Genomic DNA, 15,343 nt, shown 5'->3' on the forward strand with positions numbered 1-15,343 from the left:
CACCCCGGAGGGTGCCGGCCGCTCGTCCGTCGTGGCTCGGGCCTCAGGCGCCCGCGCGGACCGTGGTGTTGACCGCGGTCACGATCCGCTCGAGGTCGGCCTCGGTGAGCGAGGGGTGGACCGGGAGCGAGATGACCTCGCGCGCGACCTGCTGGGTCACCGGCAGCTCGAGGCCCTCGGCGTAGCGGGTGAGCGACGCGAGCTGGTGATTCGGGATCGGGTAGTAGACGCCCGAGCCGACCTGGTGCTCCTCGCGCATCGCGGCGACGATGCGGTCGCGCTCGTCGCCGTCGACCTTGATCGTGTACTGGTGGTAGACGTGCGTCGCGTCGGCGGCCACCGGCGGCACGACGACGCCCTCGAGGTGGCGGTCCAGGTAGGCGGCGTTGTCCTGGCGGACCTTGGTCCAGCCCTCGACCTTGGTGAGCTGGACGCGGCCGATGGCGGCGTGGATGTCGGTCATGCGGGCGTTGAAGCCGACGACCTCGTTGGCGTACTGGCGCTCCATGCCCTGGTTGCGCAGCAGGCGCACCATCCGCGCGATCTCCTCGGTGGCGCAGGAGACCATGCCGCCCTCGCCCGAGGTCATGTTCTTGGTCGGGTAGAGGCTGAACATCGCGAAGTCGCCGAAGGTGCCGACCTGGGCGCCCTTCCACGTCGCGAGGTGGGCCTGGGCGGCGTCCTCGAAGAGCCGCAGGTCGTGCTCGTCGGCGACCGCCTGCAGCGCGTCGACGTCGGCCGGGTGGCCGTAGAGGTGCACCGGCATGATCGCCGCGGTGCGCTCGGTGACGGCGGCGCGGACGCTGTCGGCGTCGAGGCAGAAGTAGTCGGCCTCGACGTCGGCGAAGACCGGGGTGGCGCCGGTGAGGGCGACGGAGTTGGCCGTGGCGGCGAAGGTGAACGACGGGACGATGACCTCGTCGCCCGGGCCGATCCCCGCGGCCAGCAGGCCGAGGTGCAGGGCCGAGGTGCCGGAGTTGACCGCGACGGCGGTGCGGCCGCCCGTGACCGCGGCGCCGAACTCCTGCTCGAAGGCGGCGACCTCGGGGCCCTGCGCGATCATGCCGGAGCGCATCACGCGGTCCACGGCAGCGCGCTCGTCGTCGCCGACGATCGGCTTGGCGGGCGGGATGAACGGGAGGGAGTCGGCGGACATGTGGTGCCTTTCGGTGCTGGCGTCTGCTGCTGGTGCTGGGGACTGGTGCGGGGGACTGGGGCCGGGGTCAGCCGGCGGTGCGCTCGAGCCAGGCCTCGACGGGGCCGCGCAGCGGGTCCTGCAGCGCGGAGGTGTCGCGCGAGCCCTCGAGCAGGACGGCCGCGAGGGGCGCGTGCTGCTCGGCCGGCACGCCGAGGCGGTCGAGGCGGTAGGTGTTGAGGCGGGCCGGTCGGGCCGGGACGCCCATGCTCACCACGAACGGCGGCAGCTCGCGGGTGACGGCGGACTGCATGCCGATCATCGAGCCCTCGGGGACGGTGAGCCGCTGGTGCACGACGGTGCCGAGGCCGAGGTTGGCGCCGTCGCCGATCCTCACGTGACCGGCCGCCACCACCATCGCGGAGATCGTGACCTCGTCGCCGATGCGGCAGTCGTGGTTGACGTGGGCCTTCGACATGAGGAACCCGTCGTCACCGACGGAGGTCTCGTGGGCCCAGCCGCCGCTGACCGTCACCATCTCCTTGAACACGTTGCGCGAGCCGATGACGACCGGGTTGCCGTCGAACGGCTCCTCCCACGACGCGGTCATGTCGTGGCCGCGGACCTCCGCGGCGCCGCCGATGACGACGTGGGAGGCGAGGTAGTTGCCGTCGCCGAGGGTGACCCGGCCCTGCAGCACGCAGAAGGGTCCGACGACGTTGTCCTCGCCGAGGGTGACCTCGGGGCCGATGACGGCGGTGGGGTGGATCCGGTTGCTCACGGGGCTGGTGCTCCTCTGCGCCGGGTCAGCGGCGGACGGCCGGGTCGGCGAGGACGGCGCGCAGCTGCTCGGCGACGTAGTCGAGGTCGTCCTGCACCAGGTTGGCGTGCATCGGGAGCGCGAACTGCGAGGTGAACAGGTGCGCCGACACCGGGCAGACGTCCGAGGTGCCGTAGACGGGCTGGACGTGGGAGGCGTACGTCCCGAAGTTGCTGCCGACGCCCCGCTCGCGCAGCGCCACCACGACGGCGTCGCGGTCGACGGAGTCGTGGGTGGTGACGAGGTAGGACTGGTAGGGGTGGGTGCGGTCCTCGCCGACGACGGGGAGGTCGATGCCCTCGACGTCGCCGAGCCGCTCGGCGTAGCCGGCGGCGGCGGCGGTGCGGGCCGCGACCAGGTCGGGGAGCCGCTTGAGCTGCACGCGCATCATCGCCGCCTGCACGTCCGACATCCGGTAGTTGTAGCCGGCGGTGTCGAAGGACGGGACGGCGAGGCCGGCGGAGCCCTCGCGGCTCACGGCGGGCGCGATGCCGTAGGTGTGCAGCTTGCGGGCGAGGTCCATCTTCTCGGTGTCGTCGCCGACCAGCGCGCCGCCCTCGCCGGCGGTGATCCCCTTGCGGCCGTGGAAGCTGAAGGCGGCCAGGTCGGCCAGGCTCCCGGCCGGGCGGCCCTTGTAGGTCGCGCCGGCGGAGCACGCGGCGTCCTCGACCACCCAGAGACCGTGGCGGCGAGCCAGCGCGTTGAGCTCGTCGTAGTCGGCTGGCTGGCCGACCATGTCGACCGCGATGATGCCGACGGTGCGCTCGTTGACCAGCGCGGCCGCGGCGTCGACGTCGATCGTGCCGGTGTCGGGGCGGACGTCGGCGAAGCGCGGGGTCGCGCCGGTCCACACGACCGAGTGACCGGTCGCGGGGAAGGTGTAGTCGGCCACGATGACCTCGTCGCCGGGGCCCGCGCCGAGCACCTGCAGCGCGAGGTGCAGCGACGAGCCGCAGTTCGACGTCGCCAGTGCGTGGGCCGTGCCGGCGCTCGCGGCGAGCTCGCCCTCGAAGGCCACGCAGGTCGGGCCGGCTCCGGAGAGCCAGCCGCTCGCGAACACCTCGCGCAGTGCCTCGATCTCCTCCTCGCCCACCGTGGGCTGACCGAGTGCGACCTGACGGGTGGCGTTCATACGAGACCTTCCGGATGTGTGGCCGCGGATGCGAGCCGGGTGTGGCGGACGATCCAACCTAGACGCTGGTGAGGAGGGATCGGAAAATGACAGGGGCTCACCACGCGGTCACGCACCAGGCGACGACGGCGACGGTGCTGACGGTCCCGAGCACGCGCGCGAACCACGGGTGGTCGCGCGCCAGGAGGAGGACCACGAGGACGAACAGCGGCGCGAGGGAGATCGAGTAGCGCGAGACGACCGGGAAGTCGATCCCCACGTTGATGGCGTTGAGCAGGCGCAGCAGGGGCGGGTAGGCGAGCAGGCCCAGCAGGGTCGAGGCGGCCGCCAGCTGGAGCACCCGCACCGGGGCCGCCGGCGTGGTCGCCGCGACTGGCCGGCGGGCGGGGGCGGGGTCGCGGCGCCGCAGCACCCCCGTGGCGGCGGCCACCAGGCCGCCGGTGACGATCGCGGTGACCAGCAGCGGCATGCCGACGCCGGCGGAGCGGATCCAGACCCGGACCGTGCCGAGGTCGGGGCGCACCAGGCTGCCGTCCTCGACCCACGGCAGGTGGGAGGCGAAGACCTCCGCCCAGACGCCGAGGGCGATCTTGTCCCAGCCGGTGGCGGCGTACGCGGCGTAGATCACGTCGTTGCCGACGGTCGCCCGGGCGCTGATGAAGACCCCGAACGCGAGGATCGGGACGACGAGGAGGGCGGCCAGCACCGCGGCGTGCCACCACTGGGGGTCCCAGGCGCTGTTGAAGCGGCGACCGCGTGCCTTCAGCACCAGCCCGAGCAGCACGGCGAGCAGGAACACGCCCGCCGGCAACGACGCCGTCACCGCGACCGCGGCGGCCACAGCGGTCGCGCCGGCCAGCCAGCCGAACCCGCGGCCGGTCATCATCCAGCGCAGGCCCGCACCGGCGACCAGGGCGCCGCACAGCACCGCGGCCGACATCGGGTTGACCATCGTGGAGTAGACGAGCACGGACGGTGCGGCGACCGGCGTGAAGGCGGCCGCCACCTGGCCGGCCGGGCCGAGCCCGAGGCGACGCGCCACCCAGGCGCAGAGTGCCATGCCGGCGGCTGCGACGACCGCGGCGAACTGCCGGTAGGTGTCGATGTCCCAGCGCGGGTCCGGCGTGACCAGGTCGACCGCGCGCCGGAACACCTCGCCGGCGACGAAGTAGGTCGGGTAGTGGATGTAGCCGGTCGTCAGGGGACCGGACGACATCGGCAGCCGGTCGGCGCGCGCCTTCGGTGAGTCGCACGCGGCCTTGAAGGTGATGGTCTGGTGGCCGGTGTAGCAGGTCCACGTGTCGACCAGCGGGCGCCCGAACTCGGCGCCGCGGTAGGGGTAGGTGCCGCGGTGCACCTTGAACGCGGTGTCGGCGTGCGCGACCTCGTCGACGGGGGAGAGCGGCTTGCCCTCGCTGGCGAGCCGCCAGGTCGTCACGAGGGTCAGCAGCAGCCCCGCGACGAGGACCCCGACACCCAAGGCCGACGCGGCCCTGGAGCGGAGCCGCCCGCGGGCGGCGGCCGTCGGCGTCCTCACCAGACCGCCAGCGTCACGCCGAGGACGCCGCCGACGCCCAGCAGCGCGAGTGCGCGGGCCAGGGCGGGGCGTCCCGGGGTGGACAGCAGCACCAGCCACACGAGCAGCGGGGTGAACGACATCGCGTAGCGAGCCACGACCGGGTAGTCGAAGCCGAGGTTCACGGCGTTGCTGACCCGCATGGCGGGTGGGAACAGCAGCAGCGCGACGAGTGAGGAGAGGACCAGCAGCGGCACGACGGCGATCGTACGAGCGTGGGTGCGCGGGTCGCGCGGCGCGGTCGCCCCGCGTGCAGCGGCGACCACGAGGCAGCCGAAGACCGCGATCGTCACCCAGAGCGGCACGCCCTGGACCGCCGAGCGCGCCAGGTGCTGCACGAGCGGGGCGTCCTGGCCGGCCGACAGGGACGACGTCTCGTACCACGGGGTGTGCAGGATCGAGAGCTCCCAGACCCCTCCCGACACGACGTTCCCGAGCCCGCCGAGCGGCGCGAAGGCGTAGAGCTCGGCGTTGCTGAGCGTGGCACGCGAGGAGATGAACGCGCCGTAGGCGATGACCGGCGCGACCACCAGGGCCGTCAGGAGCCCCAGCTGCCACCAGCGCGGCTGCCAGGCGCCGCCCACCTGCCAGCCGAGGCGACGCAGCACCAGCACGGCCGTCATCGCCACCATGAACGCCCCCGCGGGCAGCGAGTCGACCACCGCGACCGACGCGCCGAGCGCGGTCGCCGCGGCGAGCGGCCAGAACCCGCCCCGGTCGAGGGCCCACCGCAGGCCGGCCCACGCGATCAGCGCGCCGCTGAGCACCGCGGTGGACTGCGGGTTGGCGATCGTGCCGTAGAGCAGGATCCCGGCCGTCGCGGAGGGCACGAAGGTCGCCGCCACGAGCGCCGTGCCGCGGAACCCGAGGCGCCACCCGCCGAGCAGGCACAGCGCGACCCCCAGGACGCTCATCAGCGTGGCGAAGTGGCGGTAGGTGTCGACGAACGAGTCCGCGTCGTCGGTGTCGCTCACCGCGTCGACGACGGCCCGGTAGCCCTCGGCCGCGACGAAGTAGGTGGGGTAGTGGATGTAGCCGGAGCTGTAGATCCCGGACGGGAGCGAGTTCGGGCCCAGGTCGGGGTGGTCGCACGGCGCCATCGCCTCGCCGGACTCGTGCCCGACGCCGCAGGCCCACTCGCGCACGACGTCCATCGTCATCAGCGACCCGCGGTGGGGGAAGTCGCCCCGGTGCACGTGCGCGTGGGTGTCGAGGTGCATGTGCTCGTCGACGGCGCTCATCGGCCGGTTCGACCCGGCCTCGCGCCACAGTGCGGTCAGCAGGATCACCAAGGTCCCCGCCACCACCACCGGGACCAGCCATGGGCGCGACGGTGTGTCCTTGCGCACGGATCTCTCCCCCTTCAGCGTCCGGCGACGGTCAGCACCTAACCACAGACCGCGGGCGACTACCGTTTCCCCTCGTGCCCCAGCAGCAGCCCGAGCAGCAGGCCCCGCCCGTCCAGCGCCTCCGCGTGCGCTACGCCAAGCGCGGCCGGCTCCGCTTCACCAGCCACCGCGACTTCAGCCGCGCCTTCGAGCGCGCGGTCTTCCGCGCCCGGGTCCCGATGGCGTACTCGTCGGGCTTCAACCCGCACCCCCGGATCTCCTACGCCGGCGCGGCGCCCACCGGCTCCGCGAGCGAGGCGGAGTACCTCGAGCTCGCGCTCGCCGAGGTGGTCGACCCGGCCGCGATCCACGCCGTCCTCGACGAGGCGCTGCCGCCCGGCCTCGACGTGCTCGAGGTCGTCGAGTCGCCCGGCGGGTCGCTCGCCGACCTGCTCGAGGCCAGCCGCTGGCGCATCGACGTCGCGGCCGGTCCCGACGTCACGACCGCGGCCGTGGAGCGGTTCCTCGCCGCGGACGAGGCGCTGGTCGAGCGGATGACCAAGAAGGGGATGCGGGAGTTCGACGCCCGCGGCGCGGTGGTCGCGCTCAGCGTCCTGGCGGACGCCCCGGCGACCGGGCGTACGTCCCTCGACGTGGTGCTGCGCCACGGGACCCCGGCCGTCCGCCCCGACGACGTCCTGCGCGGCCTCGCCGCCGTGGCCGGGCTCGACGCGGGGGAGGCGCCGCTGATGACCCGCCTGGCGCAGGGGCCGCTGCTGGCCTCCGGCGAGGTCGGCGACCCGCTGGCGACTCGCGCATAGGGCCAGCCGGCCGCCCGTGTGCGATACTCGCCACGTTCGACGCCCTGACGACCGTCAGGATCCCGTCGAGCCGACGACGTTCTCGCCGGTCGCACCACGTGGCCGGCACCCCGGACGGGTGGACGTCACCGGACCGCGACGCGGCCTGAGGAGTCGGTGACAGCGACTCCCACTGGGCCCGGCGACCGCGGCGGGTGGCGGAAGGCCGCCGGAGACGCACCCGCGGAGGGGGTCGCCGCCACAGAATCTTTGCGTCCCCCGGGATCGCCGTGCGAGAGCGGTGGACGCCGTATCGGCACCCTCAGGTGCCCGAGGAGCACCGCATGCTCGATTCCGACCAGCCCGACACCACCACCGAGACCGCGAATGGCGAGGTGAGCGCGGCGTCGGAGACGCCCGCGGCGCCCGTCGTCACGCGCCGGACGCGCTCGTCGCGCACCGCGAAGAAGGCCGCCGCGGCACCCGAGGCGGCCGAGACGACCGAGGCGACCGAGGCGACCGCCGAGGCGCCGGCCGAGGCCGCGCCGGTGAAGAAGGCCGCCGCCAAGCGCGCACCCGCCAAGAAGACGGCTGCCAAGCGGACCACCAAGAAGGCCGCCGCGGCACCTGAGGCGTCCGAGACGACCGAGGCCCCTGAGGCCCCCGCCGCGGAGTCGCCCGAGGCCGTGCCGGCGAAGAAGGCCGCCGCCAAGCGCGCGCCGGCCAAGAAGGCCGCCGCCAAGCGGACCACGAAGAAGGCCGCTGCCACCCCTGCCGCCGACGAGGCGCCGGCGGCCGAGGCCACCGCGGCCCCCGACGCCCCCGCGACCGACGCCGACACCGGCCACGCCGTCCTGTTCCAGGCGCCGGTCGTCACCACCACGCGCCGCACCCGCACGAAGGCGGCGCCCGCAGCAGCCGCCGCCGCGACGGACGACGCGCCCGCCGGCCAGGCTGCCGACGTCGCTGCTGACGTCGCTGCCGACGCCGCGCCTGCCAGGAAGTCCGGCGCCAAGAAGTCCAGCAAGAAGTCGGGCGCCAGGAAGTCCGGCTCGGCGACGGACGCCGACACCGCCGTGGACCCTGCTGCCGCAGCAGCCGACGAGACCGCGGCCGAGGACACGGCTGCCGCCTCGTCGCCGGAGGCTGCGCCCACCACCCGCTCGCGCAGCCGCAAGCGCGGAGGCAAGAAGGCCGCCGAGGCGGTGCCCGCCGAGGTCGCCGAGGACGAGGACGCCGAGGCCGAGGCCGAGGCCACGCCGGACGAGGCGACGGCCGAGACCGCGTCCGACGACGCCGCTGCGGATGACGCCGAGCAGGCCGACTCCGACGCCGGGTCCGAGACCGACGACGAGCAGTCCGACGACGACGCCGAGGGCGGCGCGCCGCGTCGCCGCCGTCGCCGTGGCGGCCGCCGGCGCCGCAAGTCCTCCGACGCGTCCGCCGAGGGCGGGGAGGGCAGCGAGGGCGCCGAGGGTGACTCGTCGGCGGAGTCGACCGACGCGACCGACGCCGCCGAGGGCGGCTCGACCGGCCCCGACCAGTCCGACGCCGGCGACGACAGCGGGGGCTCCTCGCGACGCCGCCGTCGCCGCCGCCGCGCCGGTGACGACAGCGGGGGCGACGACGACGACCCGAACACCGTCACGCGGGTCCGCAAGGCACGCAGCGCCGAGGACCAGATCACCGCGGTGTCGGGGTCGACGCGCCTCGAGGCCAAGAAGCAGCGCCGCCGCGAGGGCCGCGAGGCCGGACGCCGGCGTGCGCCGATCGTGAGCGAGGCCGAGTTCCTGGCGCGCCGCGAGTCGGTCGACCGCGTGATGGTCATCCGCCAGCGTGAGGACCTCACCCAGATCGGCGTCCTCGAGGACCGCGTGCTCGTCGAGCACTACGTGGCCCGCGAGTCGCAGACCTCGCTCATCGGCAACGTCTACCTCGGCCGGGTGCAGAACGTGCTCCCCTCGATGGAGGCGGCGTTCATCGACATCGGCAAGGGCCGCAACGCGGTCCTCTACGCCGGCGAGGTCAACTGGTCCGCGCTGGGCCACAAGGACGGCCAGCCGCGCAAGATCGAGTCGGTCCTCACCAGCGGCCAGATGGTCCTGGTCCAGGTCACCAAGGACCCGGTCGGCCACAAGGGCGCCCGCCTCACCAGCCAGGTCAGCCTGGCCGGGCGGTTCCTCGTCTACGTCCCCGACGGCACCACCTCCGGCATCTCGCGCAAGCTCCCCGACACCGAGCGCAACCGCCTCAAGACCCTCCTCAAGGAGATCGTCCCCGACACGGCCGGCGTCATCGTGCGCACCGCGGCCGAGGGCGCAAGCGAGGAGGAGCTGACCCGCGACGTCGAGCGGCTCAAGGCGCGCTGGGAGGAGATCGAGAAGAAGGCGACCCACAAGGGCTCCGGCCCGCAGCTGCTCTACGGCGAGCCGGACCTCACCCTCAAGGTCGTCCGCGACCTGTTCACCGAGGACTTCTCCAAGCTCGTCATCGAGGGCGACGACGTCTGGGACACCGTCCGCGGCTACGTCGAGTCGGTCGCCCCCGACCTCGCCGATCGCGTGGAGAAGTACCAGCGCAACGGTGCCGGCGACGTGTTCTCGACCTACCGGATCGACGAGCAGATCAGCAAGGGCCTCGACCGCAAGGTCTGGCTGCCGTCCGGTGGCTCGCTGATCATCGACCGCACCGAGGCGATGACGGTCGTCGACGTCAACACCGGCAAGTTCACCGGCTCCGGCGGCAACCTCGAGGAGACCGTCACCAAGAACAACCTCGAGGCCGCGGAGGAGATCGTGCGCCAGCTCCGGCTGCGCGACATCGGCGGCATCATCGTCGTCGACTTCATCGACATGGTCCTCGAGTCCAACCGCGACCTGGTGGTGCGCCGCCTCGTCGAGTGCCTGGGCCGCGACCGCACCCGCCACCAGGTCGCCGAGGTGACCTCGCTCGGCCTGGTGCAGATGACCCGCAAGCGCATCGGTACCGGTCTGCTCGAGGCGTTCAGCGAGAACTGCGAGCACTGCCACGGCCGCGGCGTCGTCGTCCGCGACCAGCCGGTCGACCCGCACGCCAGGTCCGACGACGGCGAGGGTCGACGCGCCGGCCGCCGTCGCGGGCGGCGTGGGGCGAACGGCGAGAACGGCAGCGAGCAGCATCCGGCCGACCAGCCGGCCGCCGCCGCTCCCTCGCCCAAGGACGTGGCGGCCATGGCGCGCCACGACAAGCCGGCCGAGGAGATCGCCGAGGAGTCCGCCGAGGAGTCCGCCGAGGCTCCCGAGGAGACCACGGAGTCGAGCGTCGAGGCGACCGCCGACGAGACGGCCGTCGAGACCGCCGCCGCGCCTGTCGCCGAGCCCGAGCAGGCTCCGGAGGCCGAGGTGGCGCCCGAGCCCGAGCGGGCCCCCGAGCCCGAGCAGGCCCCCGAGGCCGACCAGGCTCCCGAGGCCGAGGTGGCGCCCGAGCCGGAGAAGCCGCGGGTGGTGACGCGTACGCGCCGTCGTTCCGCGAGCCGACCGGCCGGCCCGCCGTCCGCGCTGGCGTCGGCGACGACGAGCTCCGGGGTCGCGGGGACGCTGCCCGAGTCGGGTGCGGTCGAGCCCGGCACGGCGGGCGTCGAGCCCGGTGGTGCGGCCGCGAGCGACGGCGCGGAGGCGCCCGCCGCGGAGGCGTCGAGCGTCGAGCACGTCCCGATCAAGCGCAAGGGTTCGCGCAAGCGCTGACCCCGGGGAGGTGGCCGGGCCTCGTTTTGCCCGGTCGCCACCCCATCGCGTACTGTTGTTCCTCGGTGTTCGACACACCGATTCTGCGCGCCCGCCACGTGGCGTACTCGCCCGAAGTCCAGGCGGTGTCGTGCGCAGTCCCGCAATTTTCATCACCTGTAGTTCTGAGGAGAGTGACTCGCCGTGTACGCAGTCGTGCGCAGTGGCAGCAAGCAGCAGAAGGTTGCCGTCGGCGACGTCATCGAGATCGACGCGATGGCTGCCACCGGTGACACCATGACCCTTCCCGTGGTGATGGTCGTCGACGGCGACAAGGTCACCGCGACCGGCCTCGACAAGGCCAGCGTGACCGTCGAGGTCACCGGCCGCACCAAGGGCCCGAAGATCGTCATCCAGAAGTACAAGAACAAGACCGGCTACAAGAAGCGCCAGGGTCACCGCCAGAAGTACACCCAGGTCAAGGTCACCGACATCTCCCTCTGAGCCCTGCGCTCGAGGACGATCCCACTCTCCGAGAAGGACTGAACAATGGCTCACAAGAAGGGTGCCGCGAGCACCAAGAACGGTCGTGACTCCAACGCCCAGCGCCTCGGCGTGAAGCGCTTCGGCGGCCAGGTCGTCGGCGCCGGCGAGATCATCGTCCGCCAGCGCGGCACGCACTTCCACCCGGGCACCGGAGTGGGTCGCGGTGGCGACGACACGCTGTTCGCCCTGCAGGCCGGCGCCGTCGAGTTCGGCACCCGCCGCGGTCGCAAGGTCGTGAACATCGTTCCCGGCGAGTGACGCTCCCGCGACACTGAACGTCTTCACCGAAGGGCGCCCCTAGACTCGGGGCGCCCTTCGCCATTTCAGCAGCAGAAGGATCAGTCATGGCCATCCCCACGTTCGTCGACCAGGCCACGCTCCACCTCGCGGCCGGACGAGGTGGCAACGGCGTCGCCTCGGTCAAGCGGGAGAAGTTCAAGCCGCTCGGTGGCCCCGACGGCGGCAACGGCGGTCAGGGCGGCTCGATCATCCTGCAGGTCGACACGAGCGTGACGACGCTCGTCGACTACCACCACAGCCCCAAGCGCCGCGCCGACAACGGTGGCCAGGGCGCCGGCGACCACAAGAACGGTGGCAACGGCAAGGACCTCGTCCTCGCGGTCCCCGACGGCACGCTGGTCAAGGACCAGGACGGCACCGTGCTCGCCGACCTCGTCGGCCACGGCACCACGGTCGTGGTCGCGCAGGGCGGTCGAGGCGGTCTCGGCAACGCCGCGCTGGCCTCCTCCAAGCGCAAGGCCCCCGGCTTCGCGCTCCTCGGGGAGCCGGGCGACGAGCTCGTCGTGCGCCTCGAGCTGAAGGTCGTCGCCGACATCGGTCTCGTCGGGTTCCCCAGCGCCGGCAAGTCGTCGCTGATCGCGGCGATCTCCCGGGCGCGGCCGAAGATCGCGGACTACCCGTTCACGACGCTCATCCCCAACCTCGGGGTCGTCACCGCAGGCGAGACCACCTTCGTGGTCGCCGACGTCCCCGGGCTGATCGAGGGCGCGGCCGACGGTCGCGGCCTCGGGCACGACTTCCTGCGCCACGTGGAGCGGTGCGCGGCGATCGTCCACGTCGTCGACACGGCCTCGATCGAGCCGGGCCGCAACCCGCTCGACGACCTCGAGGTGATCGAGGGCGAGCTGGCGCGCTACGGCGGTCTCGAGGACCGCCCGCGGCTGGTCGCACTCAACAAGGTGGACGTCCCCGACGGCCAGGACATCGCGGACATGGTGGTCGAGGAGCTCCGCGCCCGCGACCTGCGGGTCTTCGAGGTCAGCGCGGCCTCCGGCGCCGGCCTGCGCGAGCTCACCTTCGCGATGGCCGAGATCGTCGTGGCGGCCCGCGCGGCCGTCCCGGCCGTCGAGCCCGAGCGGATCGTGATCCGCCCGCGCGCGGTCGACGGCGGCGACGACTTCGAGGTGGTCGCCACGGAGGAGGGCTGGCGGGTCCGGGGCACCAAGCCCGAGCGCTGGGTGCGCCAGACCGACTTCAGCAACGAGGAGGCCGTCGGGTTCCTCGCCGACCGGCTCAACCGGCTCGGCGTCGAGGTCAAGCTGGCCCAGATGGGCGCCCAGGAGGGCGACACCGTCATCATCGGCCCCGAGGCCAACTCGGTCGTCTTCGACTTCAAGCCGAGCATCGAGGCCGGCGCGGAGATGCTCGGCCGTCGCGGAGAGGACGAGCGGCTGCGCGAGGAGCGTCCGGCCCGCGGCCGTCGCCGCGACATCGCCGAGGGCATGGAGACCAAGGCCGAGGAGGAGGCGCGCGCCGACGTGGCCCGCCGCCTCGACGCCGAGCGCGCCAAGAAGGGCCCGAACCGGAGCACCGGCAGCTCCGGCGTGGGTCCGATGGCCTACGAGATCGGCAGCAAGGACGATCCCGACTGGGACGGCAGTGACGACTGAGACCCCGACCGCCCGGGCCGACCTCGTGTCGGCGGCGCGGCGGATCGTGGTCAAGGTCGGGTCGTCGTCGCTGACGACCGCGGCGGGCGGCATCGACCCGGCGCGCGTACGCCGCCTGGTGGAGGTGCTCGCCGCGGCGCGCGACGGCGGCGCGGAGGTCGTGCTGGTCTCGTCGGGCGCGATCGCGGCCGGCCTCGCGCCGCTCGGGCTGACCCGTCGGCCGACCGTGCTGGCCGCCCAGCAGGCGGCCGCGTCGGTCGGCCAGGGCCTGCTGGCCCACCGCTACCAGGAGGAGTTCGCCCGCCACGGCATCGTCACCGGCCAGGTGCTGCTGACCGTCGACGACGTGATGCGCCGGGCGAGCTATCGCAACGCCCACCAGACGTTCGCCAAGCTGCTCGAGCTCGGGGTGGTGCCGATCGTCAACGAGAACGACACCGTCGCCACCTCGGAGATCCGCTTCGGCGACAACGACCGGCTGGCGGCGCTCGTCGCCCACCTGGTCCACGCCGACCTGCTGGTCCTGCTCTCCGACGTCGACGGGCTCTACGACGGGCCGCCCAGCCGTCCCGGCGCCCGACTGGTCCCGGTGGTGCGCTCGGAGGAGGACCTCGCGGCGGTGACCGTCGGCGCGGCGGGGGCCGCAGGCGTCGGCACCGGTGGCATGGCCACCAAGGTCGACGCGGCGCGGATCGCGACCGGCGCGGGCATCGACGTCGTCCTCACCTCGGCCGACCAGGCCGCCGCCGCGCTGGCCGGCTCGGAGGTCGGCACGCTGTTCGAGGCGACCGGCAGGCGCCGCCCGACCCGGCTGCTGTGGCTCGCCCACGCCACGTCCGGCCAAGGCAACCTGACCCTCGACGCGGGAGCCGTGCGAGCGCTCGTCGAGCGGGGGGCGTCGCTGCTCCCGGCCGGCATCACCGGCGTCGAGGGCACCTTCGTGGCGGGCGACGCCGTCGACCTGCTCGGCCCGGACGGAGCCCTCGTGGGCCGCGGCCTGGTCAACTTCGACGCCGACGAGGTGCCGGCGCTCCTCGGCCGCACCACCGGCGAGCTCAAGGCCTCGCTCGGCGCGGCCTACGAGCGCGAGGTCGTGCACCGCGACGACCTCGTCCTGCTCTAGCGGGCACGCCGCTCAGTCCGCCTGCCCAGCTGCTCCACGCACTCAGCCACGCTCGGTAGTCCAGTGGCGAACCGTCGTCGGGACGACCGCACATCGACGTTTCGCCACTGGACTACCCCGGGTTCGGTCGGTCGGCCGGTCTGCCGGGGGGTCGTCTCGCCCGTTCCCGGGTCAGTCCTCCGCGGCGAGGGCGGCGTCCAGCTCGTCCATGGTCGAGGTGAAGGCCGCGGCGAGGTCGACGTCGTAGGCGTCGGCCAGGGTCATCACGCACCACAGGCAGTCGGCGAGCTCGTGGGCCAGCGCCTCGTCGAGATCCTCCCGCGGCCGCACGCCGGCCTTGCCCTGCACCAGCTTGGCCAGGTCGCCGACGTCGCCGAGGAACCCGAGCATCACCTCCTCGGTGGTCCACGACCGGCCGTAGGCGTCGGCCTCCACCTGGGCGTATCTGGCCCGGATGGCGCGTGCCCGCTCGCGCATCTGCTCGAAGTCCATGGCGGCACCCTCCCTCACAGGGCGGCGGAGGGCCACAGCTGGACGCCCGCGCCGCGTACGTCGGCGTGTCGTGGCGGGCGTGCGGCGTGTCGCGACGGGGTGCCGGGGAAAGCGGCCCCGGCTAGCCTGCCGGTGTGCACTGGACACCGAGCGAGGCAGACGAGGCGGAGCAGGCCGCCTTCGAGCGGCTGTGGGGCGAGTGGCGGGCGCTGGACCCCGCCGGGCTCGCCGCGTTCATGGCCGACTACGACCGCGAGTGGTGGGTGGTCGGCGGCTGGGCCGTCGACGCGTTCACCGGCCGGCACCGCCCGCACGAGGACATCGACGCGGTGATCTGGCTGCGCGACCTGCCCCGGTTCCTCGAGCTGGTGGGGGACCGGCACCACGTCTGGTCGGCCGGCAGCGGGATGATCCGGCCGGTCAACGCGCAGTGGCCCGAGCCGCACCCGGGGGCCGGTCAGGTGTGGCTGCGCGACCACGCGCAGGCGCCGTGGTTCCTCGACTGCCTGCTGTCCGAGGACCGCGACGGGCTGTGGGTGTCGCGCCGCGAGGACGACCACGTCGTGCCGCTCGAGGACGTCACGTGGGTGGCCGACGACGGCATCCGCTACATGCGGCCCGAGGTGGTGCTGCACCACAAGGCGCGGCACGCCCGCACGAAGGACACCGCCGACCTCGCGGTCGCCTGGCCGCTGCTCGGCGCGGCCGAGCAGGACTGGCTGCGCGAGGCCGTACGCCGTGAGCGCGCGGACCACCCGTGGCTGGAGCAGATGGCCTGAC

Annotated in this window: 13 protein-coding genes; 7 read left to right on the top strand and 6 right to left on the bottom strand. The window is 73.6% G+C overall.

Translation table 11 applies throughout. From position 1 onward, the window contains the following. Positions 1-43: 43 nt before the first annotated feature. The 5 genes from KDN32_RS05845 to KDN32_RS05865 all read right to left on the bottom strand — a co-directional run bounded on the left by KDN32_RS05845 (position 44) and on the right by KDN32_RS05865 (position 6,012). Positions 44-1,156, bottom strand: coding sequence for a DegT/DnrJ/EryC1/StrS family aminotransferase (locus KDN32_RS05845; protein ID WP_211731119.1), 1,113 nt, complete (start codon positions 1,154-1,156; stop codon positions 44-46). 67 nt (positions 1,157-1,223) lie between these two features. Beyond that, positions 1,224-1,916, bottom strand: coding sequence for an acyl-ACP--UDP-N-acetylglucosamine O-acyltransferase family protein (locus KDN32_RS23225; RefSeq protein ID WP_211731120.1), 693 nt, complete (start codon positions 1,914-1,916; stop codon positions 1,224-1,226). Positions 1,917-1,941: 25 nt separating this feature from the next. Beyond that, the gene (locus KDN32_RS05855) at positions 1,942-3,087 is read right to left on the bottom strand and encodes a DegT/DnrJ/EryC1/StrS family aminotransferase (protein WP_211731121.1); all 1,146 of its coding nucleotides are present in this window, start codon (positions 3,085-3,087) and stop codon (positions 1,942-1,944) included. A 97-nt stretch (positions 3,088-3,184) separates the two neighbouring features. Continuing rightward, positions 3,185-4,624, bottom strand: coding sequence for a hypothetical protein (locus KDN32_RS05860; RefSeq protein ID WP_211731122.1), 1,440 nt, complete (start codon positions 4,622-4,624; stop codon positions 3,185-3,187). Beyond that, positions 4,621-6,012, bottom strand: a complete 1,392-nt coding sequence (locus KDN32_RS05865) for a glycosyltransferase family protein (RefSeq protein ID WP_211731123.1) — start codon at positions 6,010-6,012, stop codon at positions 4,621-4,623. Before KDN32_RS05865 ends, KDN32_RS05860 begins: the two co-directional genes overlap by 4 nt. A gap of 74 nt (positions 6,013-6,086) precedes the next feature. Here KDN32_RS05865 and KDN32_RS05870 point away from each other — a divergent pair, with 74 nt between their 5' ends. From KDN32_RS05870 to proB, 6 genes are all read left to right on the top strand, one after another. Further along, positions 6,087-6,812 (top strand): TIGR03936 family radical SAM-associated protein, encoded by a 726-nt coding sequence (locus KDN32_RS05870; RefSeq protein WP_307853760.1) that lies wholly within the window; start codon positions 6,087-6,089, stop codon positions 6,810-6,812. A 323-nt stretch (positions 6,813-7,135) separates the two neighbouring features. Beyond that, complete coding sequence (locus KDN32_RS05875) at positions 7,136-10,513, top strand: Rne/Rng family ribonuclease (protein WP_211731125.1); 3,378 nt, start codon at positions 7,136-7,138, stop codon at positions 10,511-10,513. A 183-nt stretch (positions 10,514-10,696) separates the two neighbouring features. Beyond that, positions 10,697-10,996 (top strand): 50S ribosomal protein L21, encoded by a 300-nt coding sequence (rplU, locus tag KDN32_RS05880; RefSeq protein ID WP_211731126.1) that lies wholly within the window; start codon positions 10,697-10,699, stop codon positions 10,994-10,996. A 45-nt stretch (positions 10,997-11,041) separates the two neighbouring features. Continuing rightward, complete coding sequence (gene rpmA, locus KDN32_RS05885; protein WP_056602771.1) at positions 11,042-11,296, top strand: 50S ribosomal protein L27; 255 nt, start codon at positions 11,042-11,044, stop codon at positions 11,294-11,296. 86 nt (positions 11,297-11,382) lie between these two features. Beyond that, entirely contained in the window at positions 11,383-12,948 is a 1,566-nt protein-coding gene (obgE, locus tag KDN32_RS05890; RefSeq protein ID WP_211731127.1) for a GTPase ObgE, read from the top strand. Further along, a complete protein-coding gene (gene proB, locus KDN32_RS05895) occupies positions 12,938-14,071 on the top strand; it encodes a glutamate 5-kinase (RefSeq protein WP_211731128.1) in 1,134 nt (377 codons plus the stop codon). The genes obgE and proB overlap by 11 nt, the downstream gene beginning before the upstream one ends. 171 nt (positions 14,072-14,242) lie before the next feature. Here the strand turns inward: proB and KDN32_RS05900 are convergent, their stop codons facing one another. Further along, entirely contained in the window at positions 14,243-14,563 is a 321-nt protein-coding gene (locus tag KDN32_RS05900; RefSeq protein WP_211731129.1) for a nucleoside triphosphate pyrophosphohydrolase family protein, read from the bottom strand. A gap of 134 nt (positions 14,564-14,697) precedes the next feature. On the opposite strand from KDN32_RS05900, the gene KDN32_RS05905 reads away from it, so the two are divergent. Further along, positions 14,698-15,342, top strand: coding sequence for a nucleotidyltransferase domain-containing protein (locus KDN32_RS05905; RefSeq protein WP_211731130.1), 645 nt, complete (start codon positions 14,698-14,700; stop codon positions 15,340-15,342). The last annotated feature ends 1 nt before the right edge of the window (position 15,343 follow it).

Source organism: Nocardioides palaemonis (assembly GCF_018275325.1).
Classification (GTDB): domain Bacteria; phylum Actinomycetota; class Actinomycetes; order Propionibacteriales; family Nocardioidaceae; genus Nocardioides; species Nocardioides palaemonis.

Bases quoted from the DNA above. Each gene is read 5' to 3' on its own strand.
- KDN32_RS05900 (WP_211731129.1), bottom strand. From the start codon at position 14,563: ATGGACTTCGAGCAGATGCGCGAGCGGGCACGCGCCATCCGGGCCAGA.
- KDN32_RS05845 (WP_211731119.1), bottom strand. From the start codon at position 1,156: ATGTCCGCCGACTCCCTCCCGTTCATCCCGCCCGCCAAGCCGATCGTC.
- obgE (WP_211731127.1), top strand. From the start codon at position 11,383: ATGGCCATCCCCACGTTCGTCGACCAGGCCACGCTCCACCTCGCGGCC.
- KDN32_RS05855 (WP_211731121.1), bottom strand. From the start codon at position 3,087: ATGAACGCCACCCGTCAGGTCGCACTCGGTCAGCCCACGGTGGGCGAG.
- KDN32_RS05875 (WP_211731125.1), top strand. From the start codon at position 7,136: ATGCTCGATTCCGACCAGCCCGACACCACCACCGAGACCGCGAATGGC.
- rpmA (WP_056602771.1), top strand. From the start codon at position 11,042: ATGGCTCACAAGAAGGGTGCCGCGAGCACCAAGAACGGTCGTGACTCC.